The 14,521-nt window shown below is 55.4% G+C and carries 11 protein-coding genes; 3 read left to right on the forward strand and 8 right to left on the reverse strand.

From position 1 onward, the window contains the following. Positions 1–40: 40 nt before the first annotated feature. The 5 genes from B880_RS0111225 to ptsJ form a co-directional block, all read right to left on the reverse strand. Positions 41–319, reverse strand: coding sequence for a hypothetical protein (locus tag B880_RS0111225; RefSeq protein WP_017347505.1), 279 nt, complete (start codon positions 317–319; stop codon positions 41–43). A gap of 252 nt (positions 320–571) precedes the next feature. Next, positions 572–1,054, reverse strand: a complete 483-nt coding sequence (locus tag B880_RS25645; RefSeq protein ID WP_017347506.1) for a pentapeptide repeat-containing protein — start codon at positions 1,052–1,054, stop codon at positions 572–574. Next, positions 1,054–5,733 (reverse strand): RHS repeat-associated core domain-containing protein, encoded by a 4,680-nt coding sequence (locus tag B880_RS24955; protein WP_017347507.1) that lies wholly within the window; start codon positions 5,731–5,733, stop codon positions 1,054–1,056. Before B880_RS24955 ends, B880_RS25645 begins: the two co-directional genes overlap by 1 nt. A 464-nt stretch (positions 5,734–6,197) precedes the next feature. After that, entirely contained in the window at positions 6,198–6,917 is a 720-nt protein-coding gene (locus B880_RS0111240; RefSeq protein WP_017347508.1) for a type 1 glutamine amidotransferase, read from the reverse strand. 24 nt (positions 6,918–6,941) lie between these two features. Continuing rightward, on the reverse strand, positions 6,942–8,249 hold the full coding sequence (gene ptsJ / locus B880_RS0111245) for a MocR-like B6 salvage transcription factor PtsJ (protein WP_017347509.1): 1,308 nt from the start codon (positions 8,247–8,249) through the stop codon (positions 6,942–6,944). Positions 8,250–8,315: 66 nt separating this feature from the next. Here ptsJ and B880_RS0111250 point away from each other — a divergent pair, with 66 nt between their 5' ends. Then, a complete protein-coding gene (locus B880_RS0111250) occupies positions 8,316–9,128 on the forward strand; it encodes a YggS family pyridoxal phosphate-dependent enzyme (protein WP_157060547.1) in 813 nt (270 codons plus the stop codon). Between the two features lie 27 nt (positions 9,129–9,155). On the opposite strand, the gene B880_RS0111255 is transcribed toward B880_RS0111250, so the two are convergent. The 3 genes from B880_RS0111255 to B880_RS24960 form a co-directional block, all read right to left on the reverse strand. Continuing rightward, positions 9,156–9,980, reverse strand: a complete 825-nt coding sequence (locus tag B880_RS0111255) for a sugar phosphate isomerase/epimerase family protein (RefSeq protein ID WP_017347511.1) — start codon at positions 9,978–9,980, stop codon at positions 9,156–9,158. After that, positions 9,977–11,443 carry a sugar porter family MFS transporter gene (locus B880_RS0111260; RefSeq protein ID WP_017347512.1) on the reverse strand — a complete coding sequence of 489 codons (1,467 nt, stop codon included), beginning with the start codon at positions 11,441–11,443 and terminating at the stop codon, positions 9,977–9,979. The genes B880_RS0111255 and B880_RS0111260 overlap by 4 nt, the downstream gene beginning before the upstream one ends. 65 nt (positions 11,444–11,508) lie before the next feature. Beyond that, entirely contained in the window at positions 11,509–12,366 is an 858-nt protein-coding gene (locus tag B880_RS24960) for a helix-turn-helix transcriptional regulator (RefSeq protein WP_017347513.1), read from the reverse strand. Between the two features lie 315 nt (positions 12,367–12,681). Between B880_RS24960 and B880_RS0111270 the strand changes: the two genes are divergently transcribed. Both B880_RS0111270 and B880_RS0111275 read left to right on the forward strand, forming a co-directional pair. Next, positions 12,682–13,698, forward strand: coding sequence for a LacI family DNA-binding transcriptional regulator (locus tag B880_RS0111270; protein WP_017347514.1), 1,017 nt, complete (start codon positions 12,682–12,684; stop codon positions 13,696–13,698). A gap of 156 nt (positions 13,699–13,854) precedes the next feature. Further along, positions 13,855–14,481 (forward strand): LysE family translocator, encoded by a 627-nt coding sequence (locus B880_RS0111275; protein WP_026042578.1) that lies wholly within the window; start codon positions 13,855–13,857, stop codon positions 14,479–14,481. The last annotated feature ends 40 nt before the right edge of the window (positions 14,482–14,521 follow it).

Consider the following 14,521-nt stretch of genomic DNA (forward strand, 5'->3'; position numbering starts at 1 on the left):
ATCGTAAGGCTGGAAGGGCTAACTCCAATTTTGCCATATTTCAATCACCATCTGCGATTATAACTTCATCATTTTCAATGGCATGATTGAAATATTCAATCAAGGAAAAAATTTCTTTGTCTTTAAAGGATTTTAGAGCATCTATTAGCATTTTTTGATGATCTGGATAAATTCTTGTTTTGCCATACGGATCAATATATACACCAGTATTATTTTTTAAATATAAAAATGCAATCTCTATTTTCTTAATTGTTCTATCATTCAGAATAAAAGATGGCTTAGTTCCATCATTGTCTGACAGATATGATAAGTCCAACATAATTAATCTCCTAGAGCTACCGGGTAAGATGTAATGACATTTTCTTTTGCTTGATTAATTGGCCCATGCTGCGTAACACCTTAAGGCCTTGGTGATCTTTCTCAAAAGTTGCCATTGGGGTGTTACGTCATCTTTCTCAGTAGGCCACTTGTTTAGGCATACCACTTTACTAGTGGTGAATTTATAAAATCATCGACTATGGAAATAACATTATGATAATAAACTTTTATTAATTCAATTGTATAGTGTCTTCTATGCAAGTATTAAACCCTTAAGGTCTGCTGAGAAATTTTCAGGCCAAATCGTGCTGTCATCATAAAGTGCCTTGTCAAAATAAGCGCTGTCAAAACGTTGTGCACCAGAAAAATTAGTGCCTCTTAAATCAGCACCATTGAATTCGGTATTAAATAAGTCTGCATGAGAAAAATTAGCCATCCTCATGTCAGTTTTAAAGAAACATGCCCCTGATAATTTTGAATAAGAAAAATCAGAGCTTATCAATACCGAATATGCTAAGTTGGCATTCATCAATAAAGCTCCCTCAAAAACTGCTCCTTCTAGATAGCACCTGGATAATTCAGCACTTCGTAGGTTTGATTTAATAAAGCTGGATTTATATAAGGAAAATCCACTTAATATTGCTGTATGCAATTGAGTGTTATCAAAGTTAACCATGTCAAAACCATTAAAGTCGAATTCTTTTTCTTCGCCTGTTTTAAATTTTATAGAGATCATTAGTAATTTCCCCAATCGAACTCATCTACTGTAGTTTCTGACATCGGTTTAATATGTTGTGCTTGGCTTGGTGACAAATTCCCTGGAACCGTTTCTGGCATTTTTCCAGCCACTTTACCTGCAACATATCGATGATTACCTTCGACAACGATATTACCATCAACTTTTATAGGAGGTGCTACATCACCTTTAAGTAATCGATCTACATAACGTTGAATAGCAGGAAGAGAAACACTGGCTTGTAGTGTTTGCATAGTGTCACCTTTCAATGATTCACGAACTATATCAGGTGTTACATCTGCACCACTATTGACTTTGCACAACCCCAGCGGATCGATCCAGCTTAACGCATTCGGCGCATACTGATACGGATTGATCCCGCCCAGTAGCCCGATCGGATCCGGCTGGGTAAAGCGGCCCGTCAGCGGGCAGAAGTACCGATGAAGATTGTAGTGCAGTCCGGTTTCATGATCCACATACTGGCCCTGCAGCGCCAGATTTTGCTGTAGCCAGGGACGGCGGTGGCGGCTGCCCATATCCTGTTCCAGCGCCATGCCGCCCCAGCCGCGCGGGATCCCCCACCAGGTCACGCGACCATTCGCATCGGTCAGCATTTCCGGGCGACCGTTGAGGGCGCAGTGATACCATTCCACGTCCTGTCGGCTGCCCTCACATACAATACGGGCCAGCGGCTCGTGGCTGTATTCGTGATACAGGTATTTCACCGCCGTGTCCGGCCAGAGGCTGCTGCGCTCCTCAGCCAGTCGCATGCCCTGCCAGACAAAGGTCACGGTTTCCGGCGGGATGGTTTCCCGCCCCGGCGGCGTGTGGCGATGCAGTATTTTGTGGCTGCGGCGGCCCAGCGCATCATAAAAGTAGTCGGCGTGGCTGAAGGTGCGGTCGCCGCTGAACTGCACCTGGCTGAGCTGATGTTCTGCGTTGTAGAACAGCCGCTGGCGGATGCCGCCGGGCAGGGTGCGCTGCCACACCCGGCCAAAGCCGTCGAAACGCTGTGCCACATTGCCCAGCCGGGTCAGCAGGTTGCGCCACACGCGCTGGTCGGCGCGTTCGCTCTGGTTGCCTGCCGCATCGTAGGCAAAACGTTCGTCCTCCTGCGCGCGGTAGTGCAGCAGGTCACCATCGGCACTGTAGCGGTAGCTGCGGTGCTGGGTAATACCGTCGATCTCCACCATTTCCGCGCTGAGGATATCGCCGGGATGCCAGTCGCTGCTGCGCATGATGGCCGGACTGTCGCGCCGCACGGTATGCCCGTCCATGTGATAGCGGGTGCGCTGGGTCAGCTGGCCCATGCTGCGCGATACCTCACGATGCAGCTGATCGCGCTCAAAGGCGGCTGTCTCCAGCTTTCCACCGTCATGCTCCAGCAAGCGCGTCAGCAGGTGGCCGCTTCCGTAACGCTGGAAATGCTCGCGGTCACCGTTTGGATGCTGCAACTGCGTCATATTGCCCAGCACGTCACGGTCGGCGCGCCATGCACCGTGCGGGCCGGACTCTTCCAGCCACTGCCCGGCGGCGTCATAGTTGAAGTACTGGGTCTCTTCCCATTCAGGTTCGTCGTGCTGCGGTAGCCCGGACTGCCGCACGCGCTGAATGCTGACCGCGTTACCGCTGTAACCGTAACGGGTATGGTGATCGGCGCTGTCTCGCGTGGTCAGCCGACCGTCGGCGTCATAGCCAAACCGCAGCGTGAGCGACGTCATGGCAGGCGGAAGCGCGTCTTGCCAGCCCGCATACTGCGGTGGTGGCGGCTCAGGACAGACAGGGCGCGGGGCTAGCGGTTCCTGCGTCCAGGCCCAGGGATCGGGCGGTGGCTCGGCCCCGGCTTCAATGGCGGCGCTGGAGGGTAAATCCGTCACTTCAGTGACGCGCCCGCAGGCATCGTAGTGCAGCCGCTGGCCGATACCGGCGTAATCGGTCTGCCCGCTGAGGCGTCCGGCCGCGTCACGCTCCAGAGACCAGCTTTCCTCATTAGGATTAACCACGGCGCTGAGTTCGCCGTTGCTGTCGTAGCGCCAGCGGGTAATGCGCCCGGCCGGGCTGGTGTGAGACGTCACCTGGCCGCGTGCGTTGTGAGTCAGAGCGGTGACCAGCAGATAGGTCTCTTCGCCGCAGTAGCGACCGCAGCCGTCGTAGCGGTAATGCGTCTTGATATGCGAGGGTGTTTCAGCTACCTGCAACCGGCCGGCCGTGCTCCACTGCCAGGAATGAATATTCCCGGCCTCATCGCAGGCGGCGATCAGCCTGCCGCGTGCGTCATAGCGCCACCAGGCGCTGTCACCCGAACAGTTGGTGCGCCGGGTCAGGCGGCCACAGCTGTCGTAGCGATATTCACGCAGGTTGCCTACCGCATCGGTCTCGGCTTTTACATCGCCGTAGTGGTTGACGGTAAAAGTGGTGGTGGCATCCCGCGCATCGGTCATGCTGATCATGTCGCCTTTGGCGTTGCGCTCACAGCGCCAGGTGCCACCGGCTTCATCTACTTCACTGACTGGCAGCGCCCACAGCGGATGCCAGCGGGTGCTGCGAGTGCGACCCAGCGGGCTGGTGATATCTTCCAGCCTGCCTTGCGTGTCGTAGCCATACTGCCAGCACGCGCCGTCTGGCATACGGGTGCTCAGCAGCAGTTCGTCGTGCGCGGCCCAGGTATAGTGCCAGGCGTGCTGCCACGGATCAACGTAGCGGGTGATGCGCTGGTGTTTATCCCACTCGTGACGGGTCGTGGCACCGCCCGCCTGCGTCACGGTGGCCCAGCGAGCCTGTTCATCCACGACGATGTACCAGCTTTCCAGCAGGCCACTACTGCCGGGCAGTGCGCCGGGGCCGGTCAGGGTGGCATCATTCGCTGAATCAGTAACTGAAGGGGGCAGCGGGCAGGCAGCGGCTTCAGCACGCCAGGCAATCTCCTCGTCTTGCGGCGTATCGTCATACACGCGATAGCCGCATACCCGCCAGTTCGTACCGGGCTGCCAGTCATAGCTGACGCGCAGCCCGCCCGCATAGCGGTGCGAGGACAGCAGGCCGTTGTGATGCCAGCCAAAGGCGCGGGTCACCACCAGGTCCGCATCGGTAACGCGCAGCAGCTGACCGGCCTCGTCGTAGTGGTACGCCACCAGCAGGTGCTCCGAGCCATCATCAACCACTACCTGATGCACTGTAGCCAGCCTGCCGCTCTCAGGGTGATAGCGCAGCCGGACTTTCATTGCCTCGTTATCGCCGGAGATGAATTCCAGCTGCCCGGCGCTGTTCCAGTCGAGGTACTGCACGTTGCCGTGCCGGTCGTGGATCTCCACTATGCGCCATTCGCCGACCCGCAGCGGGTCCGCCGCATAGCGCTGGCTTTCGCCCAGCTCGTTCTGCAACAGCAGCACGCCGTTGATGCTGCAGAACAGTGTCAGCCCGTCGACGGGGAACTGCACCACATCACCGGGCTCTACGGCACCCAGGCCGCATTCGCGTCCGCTCTGGTCGCGCCAGCGCAGGTACAGCGTGCCGTTTGCGTTTCTTTCGCCTAGCAGCCGGGTTTCCCAGGGTAGCATCCAGCCGCGCCCGAGCATGCCCTCGGCCGGGTTAAGGCTGTGGTAGATACGCTGCCAGCGCAGCGGGATTCGGTCATCAAGGATGAAGTCGAGCTCTTCTTCGGTGGCCAGCAGTTTGGCACCGGTGGCGAGGTTCACCGGGTGAGCTGTCTGCATGGCGCGGGCCGGAAGTTGCCCGAACCTGGCCGCAGTGCCCGCCGCATGGCCGCTGGCGTAGAGTGGACAGGGGATGTTTTTCAGCATGCGCGCGGTACGCACCCGGCGGTAGAGATGCTGCGCCAGCGCGGTGGCCCGTTGCAGCGCTTTGCCGCCCGACAGGGAGCCGATAAACCACGCCAGCGTGTTTTTGCCGCTGCGGATGTCGCGCACCACCACCGGGTCGCCGCCGATACGCACCCGATGATCCTCCAGCACTTTAATCATGGCTTCACAGGTGCTGCGGTCGCCGTGGCGTGCCGCAGGCTGGCCGTTGATAAACACCTTGCTGGAACCTTCTGCCAGCCACAGCGGGCCGGGAGCCAGGTGCAGTTTGCTGCACAGGATCTGGTCTTGCCCGGCGGGGGTGCTATGGGGCGCGGCGCTGGCCACCAGCGGCTGGACCATTTCGCTGAGCAGGGATTCCAGCAGCGCGGCGCTGTCAATGTCGCTCAGGCCCTTGCCCATCGCCGCCAGCAGCGGCTGCGGGTTCATCACCACTGCGCTTATCGTGGCCGCGATGGCCAGCGCCTGCTGTAGCGCGCTGCCACTGTCTGCAACGGCGGGCTGGTTGATCCAGGCTGGGTCGACAGTGCCCGCCGCACGGGCGGCCGGTTTGCCGCCAATCATCACGTCGGGTGAGCCGCTGACGATCAGACCATCGGGCGTGGGCGTCAGTCCGAGCAGGTCGGCCACCGCCTCCCCGGCGGCATTGCCCCAGCGTTCAGGAAACCCGTCCACCGCTGCGCTGACCACCAGCGCCACGCCAATCGCGGTGCCGACACCGCTGGCGGCCAGGGCGGTACCGCCAATAAAAGCGGCGGCGTAGAGTGCGCCTTCGGTGATGCCGCTGACGAAATCAGCCAGCACCGAAGGGTGCTCAAGCACATCACCAGCGCGCGCAGCTAGAGGGGCGTTACTGCTCATAGCGGACTCCGCAGGATAATTTTCCCGGGGCAGGAATATAAATCGGGCGCACAAAAAAAACGTGCTGCCTGAGCGTCAGGCAGCAAAAAGGAATATCAACGGGCATAGTTAATCCAGCGAGATTATTATGAACGTGAAAAAAGGTAATATTGATGAGGCGCTGAGTCTGGCAAAATAATAATGTTGTCGCCAGTGTTATTTTTCTGCCAGAAATGCATAGTGAAACAGCTAATTGCGTGAAGTCCTTGTGTGACAAGGGATTGATGGCAATAAGGCGTGAAATTAAAGATGGCGGGAATGGTCTGGGTTTTGTTTTTACTTCAATCGCTAATTAATAAGCTAACTTTCCGATGGAATAAATAAAAAGTTCACCTAAAAAATAATTATTTATTGCGGGAGGACACACAAATAATAGCTAATGGCCCCGCCACGATGAATTATTCACGTAACGGGGCCATTTAACATCAGGCTGTCTGGTAGCGAGCGATCAGTTTATCGAGGAAGGTAAACAGCAGCTGATTCATCTCACTGTAATCATGGGCGCGCAGTTGTTCTGGGGTATCGACGAAGCGAAACTCAGCAGCGCGGCTCAAATCACTTTGCGAATGAGCAATCAGCAGTTCAACCACCTCTGGCGTCAGCTCCATATGACACTGGAAGCCATAGACCCGGTCGGAGTAGGCGACGATTTGACGCGGACAGCCTGCACTGGCGGCGATGATTTTCGCGCCGGGTGTCAGGCCGGGCATGTCGTTGTGCCAGTGGCCCACCTCCAGAACGGCGGGGAAGTGGGAGAACAGTGCGTCGTGCTGTGCGTCTTCGGTCAGGGTTATCGGGAATTTGCCAATCTCTTTCTCTGGGCTATGGGCAAACGGCGCGCTCAGCGCTTCACCGATCAGCTGCGAGCCGAGGCAAATGCCCATCACCGCTTTACCGGCTTTTACTGCTGCGGCAATCACCGCCTGTTCGGCTTTGCTGTCAAAGTGCGCGCACTCTTCCAGCGTTGTCGCAGGGGACTGTGGACCGCCCATCACGATCAACAGATCGATATCGTTGACCTGCTGCGGCAGTGCTTCCCCTGCATAGACGCGCGACCAGCTGATGTGATGGCCTCGCTGGTTAGCCCAGGCTTCATAGGCACCGGGAGCTTCAAAATCTTCATGAACGATGAAATGGACCTGCATTGCGGATGACTCCATAAAATTAAATTAACCCCGGTGTGTTGCCAGCACGCTGGCAAGGGCGTGGGCGAAGTGGGAGATGTCTTGGTAATCGAGCTCAGCAACGGTGATACGGAGGCCAGAAGAGGAGCTGCCAAGGGTGAAAGCATCACCGCCGCGCACCAGCCAACCGCGCTGCGCCATTTTCAACACCACGTCGCTGCTGCCGTTTGCCAGTGGCACCCAGATATTCAGGCCGTCATGATGTTCAGAGACGCTAACCCCCTGTTGCATCAGGGTTTGTGTCATCGCCTCGCGCTGTTCGCAGTAGCGTTGACGTGTGGCTTGTAGCTGAGTTTGAGCCTGTTCGGCGATTAAAAACCCGGCAGCCATATCTTGCAGAATATGACTGACCCAGTTGGTGCCCGCGTTAAGTCGCTGGCGCAGGCGGATTGCGGTTTCGCTGTCACTGGCGATAACCGCCAGGCGTAAATCTGGCCCAAGGAATTTAGAGGTAGAGCGGATCAGCGCCCAGTTGCGGCTGCTCTCCGGCACAATGTGGTGGTAATCCTGGGTGGAGAGCAGCGAGAAGTGATCGTCCACCAGTACCAGCACTTCGGGATAGTGGCTGAGTAAGGCGCGGATCTGCTGTGCGCGGCTAGCGCTAAAGCCAAAACCCGTTGGGTTGTGCGCGCGTGGAGTGACGATCACGGCCTGAACGCCGCTAGCCAACTGGGCCGCCAGTGCGTCTACCAGCATGCCCTGTTCATCCATCACCACGGGAGCTGCGACAAGGCGGCTGTGTTGCAGCGTACTGATACTACTCAAAAAGCAGGGATCTTCGACCGCAACGCGATCGCCTGCGATCAAATAGCTGTTGAGTAACCGCTCGACGGCATCCACGGCACCGTGGGCCAGATTAAGCTCGAAGGGAACGGTTAAATCAGGCGCTAGCCACTGATGTGCAGCAGCGGCCAGATCTGGCCGGATCGGCGGTTCACCATACAGCGCAGGCGTACTGCGAATATGTCGAGCCAGTTCACTCAGTGCGGGCAGCGCGGACGCCGCCGGATTGCCGCTGGCAACATCATGCAGCACAGCATGCGGAGCGCTGCCTTCAACTTCCACGGGGCCGTTGCTGGCGCGGATCACCGTGCCATTTCGCCCGCGCGACCGGGCAAAACCCGCATCGGTCAGGCGCTTATACGCGAGGGCCACCGTGTTGCGGTTCACGTCCAACTCACCCGCCAGTTCTCTGACCGAGGGGAGAAGATCGCCCGCCGCCAGCTCGCCGGAATGGATCAGTGCGCGGATCTGGTCGAAAATTTCACCTGCGGTTTTACCGATTATCTTCATTGATCTGTGACAAATTAAAGTTTAGCCTAGGACAATGTTAAGCCAGCGGGGAGACCTTGTCCAGTGATGATCAAATCCACTCAACCAGTTGCATCAGACACAGCGTCTGATGCGCCAACCCAGCCTCGTCATGAAATGCACAATCGCTGGCCGCGCGCAGAGAGCGTCAGCGATTTTCAAGCCAATCTGGCGGCAGTGCAGGCGCGGATCGATGCTGCCTGTTTACGCGTAAATCGTGATCCGGCGCAGGTTCGCCTGCTGCCGGTGAGTAAAACCATGGATGAGGCGCACATTCGGCTGGCGCATCAGGCGGGCTGTTTCCTGCTGGGGGAAAACAAAGTGCAGGAAGCATGGGGGAAAGCGCAGGCAATGGCGGATTTAACGGACCTCCGCTGGTCGGTGATTGGTCACCTGCAATCGAATAAGGCGAAGCTGGTGGCGAAGTTTGCCAGCGAGTTTCAGGCGCTGGATAGCCTGCATACGGCGGAGATACTGGATCGTCGCTTGCAGGCCGAGGGGCGAACGCTGGATGTGTTTGTGCAGGTGAATACCTCAAACGAACCGAGCAAATACGGTCTTGCGGCTAATGAAGTGGCGGCTTTTATGCTGAAACTGCGGCCGTTTAGCTGCCTGCGTGTGCAGGGATTAATGACGCTGGCAGAGTTCAGCACCGATGCGGTGCGCGTGCGGGCCTGCTTTGTACGGCTCAGAGAATTAAGCCAGCAACTTGCGCAACAGCATGGTGCTTTGCAGCTCTCAATGGGCATGTCCGGCGACTTTGAGATTGCAATCGAAGAGGGGGCGAGCGTGGTGCGGGTGGGCCAGGCTATTTTCGGCGCGCGGTCGCTGCCAGATGACTATTTCTGGCCAAGCCGCTAAGCCCGGCCAAGCCGGGCCGTTACAGGTTCAACCGGTATAGTGACTCATATTCTGGTGGACGCGACGAGCCAGTTCCAGGTGATCCATCTCCCAACAGGCCGGGCTGAAGAGTTCGGCTGACCAGACGCCGTCGAATCCGGTCGTTTTTACTGCGTCAGTCCAGGCCTGAATATCAATCTGGCCTTCCCCTGGCATGTAGGCACGTAGCACCGTTTCCGCCCAGGCTTCGCCGGGTTCAGGCTTGCGGCCGTCACAGAAGTGCACGCCAAAAATCAGTTCTTTATTCAGTGCGGCGATGTCCGTTGGCGTACTGGCACCGGTAGCGAACAGGTGCCAGAAGTCGATGACCAGGCCGACGTTGCTTTTCCCCACGCGCTTAATCACTTCCAGCGCCTGGTTCAACGTATTGAACTGGGTGTGGGCAATCACTTCAATCTGATAACGCACGCCATACTGTTCACCAATCTGGGCAATTTCGCCGATGTTGTCGGTCATAATATCCATAATCTGCGCCTGCGGCAGATGATCGATGCCGTGTTGCGCCAGAATCTGAATGGTTGGGCACTCCAGCTCGGCGGCAACCTGTGTTAAGCGCAGCGCTTCTGCCAATAGCTGCTGTTTCTGCTTGCCCTGATAACGCTCAATATCGATCAGCGCATTGAGGCAGGAGGTCTCTAAGCCGTAGCCAGAAACGATTTTTTTCAGTGCGGGGGTGCTGCCGCCGTTATCGAGGTAACGCAGCAGTTGATAGTGCAAAAACTCCAGGCCATCGTAGCCCGTTTCTGCCGCAATACGACTTTGCGTAACCACATTACAGTGATGAGTGGAGATACCATGCAGGGCTTTGATCATGAGGAACTTCCTGGGGTTTTAGGATGAGTAAGTACGTCGGTGTGGGGCTGTGTCGCACCGGATAATTTTGCTAACCGCTGTGCCAGCAGTGCTTCTATCTCCTCCAGTGCGACGCCACGCGTCTCAGGGATATAGCGCGACAGGAAAAAGAAGCAGCAGATATTCAGCACCACAAAAATCCACATCGCGAACGCGCCGTTGAAATGCTGTTGCAGCAGCGGGATTTCGTTGATCATCGGGAAGAACTGAGTGACTAACACGTTGAACAACCACATAAAACTGACCGCCATTCCCATCGCATAGCCTTTGATGCGCGGCGGGAAAATTTCGCCAATCAATACCCAACAGCCAGACCCCCAGCTGATGGCAAACATAAACATAAAGACCAGCACCGCCGTGACCGCGACGTAGCCAGTAGAGTGGGTGTACATGCTCCAGGAGAGTGCCAACAAGCTGAGAATGGCACCAACAGTGCCGATTTTCATGACCGGCAGACGACCAAACTTATCAAACAGATTCATGGCAATAAAAGCACCGATCGCGTTCAGTAAGCCGATAAAGATGGTCTGGAACAGAATCACTTCTTTGCTGACATCACCGGTTTGTAAAATCAGCGGTGCGTAGTACATCACGATAATGGCCCCGGTCAGCTGTTGCAGTACCGCGACCATACAGCCAATCACCAGTGCGAAGCGCAGCGTACGGTTTTGCCAGATAAAGCGCAGGTTGATCGCATTGCTGCCCGCTGTGTGCGTTTTCTTGAGGCTAAAGACCTGGCTCGCCTCTTCGGCGTTGATTCCCGGATAAATTTTTCCGTAGATGCGCAACGCTTCTGTTTTACGGCCGTGGTTGATACACCACTGTGGCGATTCGGGCAGAATAAAAGTGCTAAAAATCATCAACGCCACTGGCACCAGCTGTGCGCCCATCATCCAGCGCCAGCCTTGTTCAACCAGCCAGGCGTCACTCATGCCTTTAGCTATCAGGAAGTTGACAAAGAACACCAGTGTTTGTGAACCCACAAGAGACAAGTTGAAGATGCCAGAAGCTTTACCCCTGATTGCTGCCGGTGAAATCTCGCTCATATAAATCGGGATAACGGTACCGGCCAGGCCAATGCCTAATCCGGCAACAATGCGTGAAAGTGAGAACAGCAGAAAAGAGTCAGCAAAGGTGCTGCCTAGTGAGGAGAGGGCAAAGGCCAGCGAAGCCAGCATAAGTGCCGGTTTACGCCCCAGTTTATCGGCGATACGCCCGGCAAACAGGGAACCAACAATACAGCCGACAAAAATACTGGAAACCAGCCAACCGGTGGCGGCAGAATTTAAATGGAAATAACCTTGAATCGAGTCAACCGTCCCAGAAATGACCCCGGTTGAGTAGCCAAACATCACGCCACCGAGCGTTGACAGGCAACAAAGCCCGTAAACGTATCCCGCATTAATTCGACTCTGTACAGACATCTGTTGTTCTCCTGAGTTTGTAGTGATGCTTAATGCGGTGAAATATCCCCAAAATTAAATCGGTATTACTGGCAATGCTTTATGTTTTCATCGAGCCAAAACTTGCGGTATTTGACGGGCGGTATCCCGACCAGTTTGCTGAACATCCGGTGGAAATTGTTGACGTTGCTGTAGCCCACGCTGTTGGCAATATAGGTCACGCCAGCATCTGTACCGAGCAGCAGCGACTGTGCTTCACCAATGCGCAGGCGCGCCTGATACTGTTTCGGTGAATAACCCGAAAATTTCTTAAATACGTGCACCAGATAAAACAGGTTCATGTTCAAGGCGCGCGTAATGGCATTAAGTTCAATTTCTTCACGGTAGTGGTTTTCGAGGTATTGCTGAATGCGATGCCCCAACACAAACTCCGAAGCCGAGAGCGTGGCGGGTTCCGCGTTAAACAGATCTTCCGCAATACACACAATCGCCTGTAACAAGGGTGCCGTCAGGCTGCTGACCCCGGCATCGTTATGCTGTAAGTGCTGCCACAGTGCATTAAACAGATGGAACACCTCCGCCTGGCGCACGCCACAGTTCCTTACTGCACGGGTATCACCCCGAATCAGATGATTTTCAGGCCGTCCCGCGAGCGACAACCCATTGATGCCACAGCTAAACGTATGGAGTTCCTCACTGGCTGTCGGGCTTTCGTCATGCCAGCTCCCGGCGTTGAAGATCAGCAGGTCTCCCTGTTGCACTGCATAGCGATGTCCGTCGATGGTGTAATGGCCAGATCCCCCGGCAAAAAACATCATCTCTAACCGCTCAGTATGGCGATGCATCACGCGGGGTATCGCTGCACAGGCCCCCTGTGCCTGGCAGAGAAACAGTAACTCCGGCGTTGAAGCGCCATTTTTTTCACTGTGGCCACGTATTAACATCGTTTTCCCTTCTCTGTGACGGCTATTTTTACATTGGTTTCTGGTAGGGTAGTCATGTGGTTTGCTTTTTTTTATTTATTATCGTATTGAATTTAAAGTGATTTATTTAGAGGTGATAACCCTGAATGATCCATCTTGCTTTCACAATGCTTAAGCCAGGCTCAGGGGTTGATGCAGTTCACAATTTTGCATACCCGCAACCCGAATAGTACAGGTTATGCTCTCGGGTGCATGGTATTCTCGCCAATGCTCGTAGCAAGGCAGAGAGTGGGGTAAGCCGGTTATTGTTTTCAGCCAGGGCAGGAAAAAATCAGTATGAAGAAGAGTGATTCTGAAAACGCGCGGATCAAAGCCACCGCCAGCGACGTTGCGAAGCTGGCAGGCGTCTCTAAATGGACCGTGTCGCGCGCATTTATTCCCGGTGCGCCGATCCTGAGCGAAACCCGTGAACGCATTCTCGCCGCCGCAGATTCACTGGGGTATCGCCCCAATTTGCTGGCGCGCAGCCTGTCACAAAAGCGCACTCATATTATTGGCGTAACGGTGGATGAAACTAAAAACCCGAATATGACGCTGCTGCTGGATGAAGTGACCCGGCAGCTGCAGGAGCGCGGCTATATGGCGCTGCTGCTCAATATCTCTGATAAGCAGAAATATAATGATGTGATGTCGCTGGCTTACCAGCTTCAGGTGGATGGCATTCTGTTTATGGCGACCTGGCTCACCGCCGAGCTGGCGGACGTTGCGCGAACCATGCATCACGTACCGCTGGTGCAGATTGGGCGCAGCACGGAAAATCCGGGTATTGATATCGTCAGCATCGATGGTCATCGTGCGGGCAGCGAAATTGCCGATCTGCTGCTGGCGCAGGGTCATCAGCGCTTCGGCTATATGAAAGGGCCAGACACTGCCAGCTCGCACCTGATGCGTTTTGACGGCTACCGGGATCGCCTGGTGGAGCGAGGAAAAGCGCTGGATGTGCATCTGATTGTCGGCAGCTACGACAAAATTCGTGGCTACCAGACGATGGTGAGCTATCTCGATTCAGTGCCGCCCGGGCAGTGGGTGGAAGCGATGTTCTGCGAGAATGATATTTTAGCCATTGGCGCATTGCAGGCGATCCACGATCGTCCAGGCTGTAACATCGCGATCGTTGGCTTTGATAACATTGATGAAGCGGCAGATCCCCATTGGCAACTCACCAGCTACGATCAGCGTAAAGATCGGCTGATTCACGAAGCGATCAACCGATTGATTAACAAAAAGCGGACCGATCAGGGTGCCTGGCGCTACGGCGAGCTGATCGTACGCGGATCTCATCGCAAAGCTTAAAGTCCTGTACGGCGAAAAAAACGCAGATCTGTACCTGTTATCGGCCACAACCTCATGTTGAACTAACCTCCAGCTTTTTCCGCTTAAAGCGGGCTGTTGGCGGGAAGCCAGTTACCACTGGTACCTCAGGGAAACACAGGATAGAGGGTAGGGATGATGTGGGATATGTCTTCGTTTTTTGCCGCCTTGCTGGTGTATAGCATTGGCACGGTTTCGCCAGGCCCCGGCAACTTATCCATTGCCAATACTGCCATGCACTATGGCCGCAGGGCCGGTTTTGTTCTGGCTACCGGGGTCATCTCCGGTTCAATTTGTTGGGGTATGCTCACTGCGCTGGGGATTTCAGCCATTTTGGTCTCGTCACAGAGTTTTATGGTGTGGCTGAAACTTTTAGGTGCGGCTTATCTCCTCTGGCTCACGGTGAAAGCTGTGCGCAGTGCCTTGCGTTCTGGCGATCTCGCGGCACGCCCAACCCGGCAGCATCAGCGCTTGCGGGGTTATTACCTGCAAGGATTTGGCCTGCATCTGACCAATCCCAAAGCGGCCTTAACCTGGTTTACCGTGACCAGCGTTGGGCTGAGCGCGAGCGCTCCGCAGTGGCGTGTTTATCTTCTGGTCGTGACCTGTGCGCTGCTGGGGGTGCTGATTTTCAGCCTGTACGCGCTGATCTTCTCGTCGCGCTCGGCGGAGAACTACCTCAATCGTGCCCGACGCAGTTTCGATGTGATCTGTGCGGGATTCTACGCGCTGGTCGCGATCGGCTTTCTGCTGTCATTGAGATAAAAAAACGCCCCTCTGCTGAGGCAGAAGGGCGCTGTTATTC

The organism is Pantoea sp. A4 (assembly GCF_000295955.2).
GTDB lineage: Bacteria > Pseudomonadota > Gammaproteobacteria > Enterobacterales > Enterobacteriaceae > Pantoea > Pantoea multigeneris.

Excerpts from the sequence above, each read along its gene's own strand:
- B880_RS0111270 (WP_017347514.1), top strand. The coding sequence starts at position 12,682 with ATGAAGAAGAGTGATTCTGAAAACGCGCGGATCAAAGCCACCGCCAGC.
- B880_RS0111275 (WP_026042578.1), top strand. The coding sequence starts at position 13,855 with ATGTGGGATATGTCTTCGTTTTTTGCCGCCTTGCTGGTGTATAGCATT.
- ptsJ (WP_017347509.1), bottom strand. The coding sequence starts at position 8,249 with ATGAAGATAATCGGTAAAACCGCAGGTGAAATTTTCGACCAGATCCGC.
- B880_RS0111240 (WP_017347508.1), bottom strand. The coding sequence starts at position 6,917 with ATGCAGGTCCATTTCATCGTTCATGAAGATTTTGAAGCTCCCGGTGCC.
- B880_RS0111255 (WP_017347511.1), bottom strand. The coding sequence starts at position 9,980 with ATGATCAAAGCCCTGCATGGTATCTCCACTCATCACTGTAATGTGGTT.
- B880_RS0111225 (WP_017347505.1), bottom strand. The coding sequence starts at position 319 with ATGTTGGACTTATCATATCTGTCAGACAATGATGGAACTAAGCCATCT.
- B880_RS0111250 (WP_157060547.1), top strand. The coding sequence starts at position 8,316 with ATGATCAAATCCACTCAACCAGTTGCATCAGACACAGCGTCTGATGCG.
- B880_RS24960 (WP_017347513.1), bottom strand. The coding sequence starts at position 12,366 with ATGTTAATACGTGGCCACAGTGAAAAAAATGGCGCTTCAACGCCGGAG.
- B880_RS25645 (WP_017347506.1), bottom strand. The coding sequence starts at position 1,054 with ATGATCTCTATAAAATTTAAAACAGGCGAAGAAAAAGAATTCGACTTT.
- B880_RS24955 (WP_017347507.1), bottom strand. The coding sequence starts at position 5,733 with ATGAGCAGTAACGCCCCTCTAGCTGCGCGCGCTGGTGATGTGCTTGAG.
- B880_RS0111260 (WP_017347512.1), bottom strand. The coding sequence starts at position 11,443 with ATGTCTGTACAGAGTCGAATTAATGCGGGATACGTTTACGGGCTTTGT.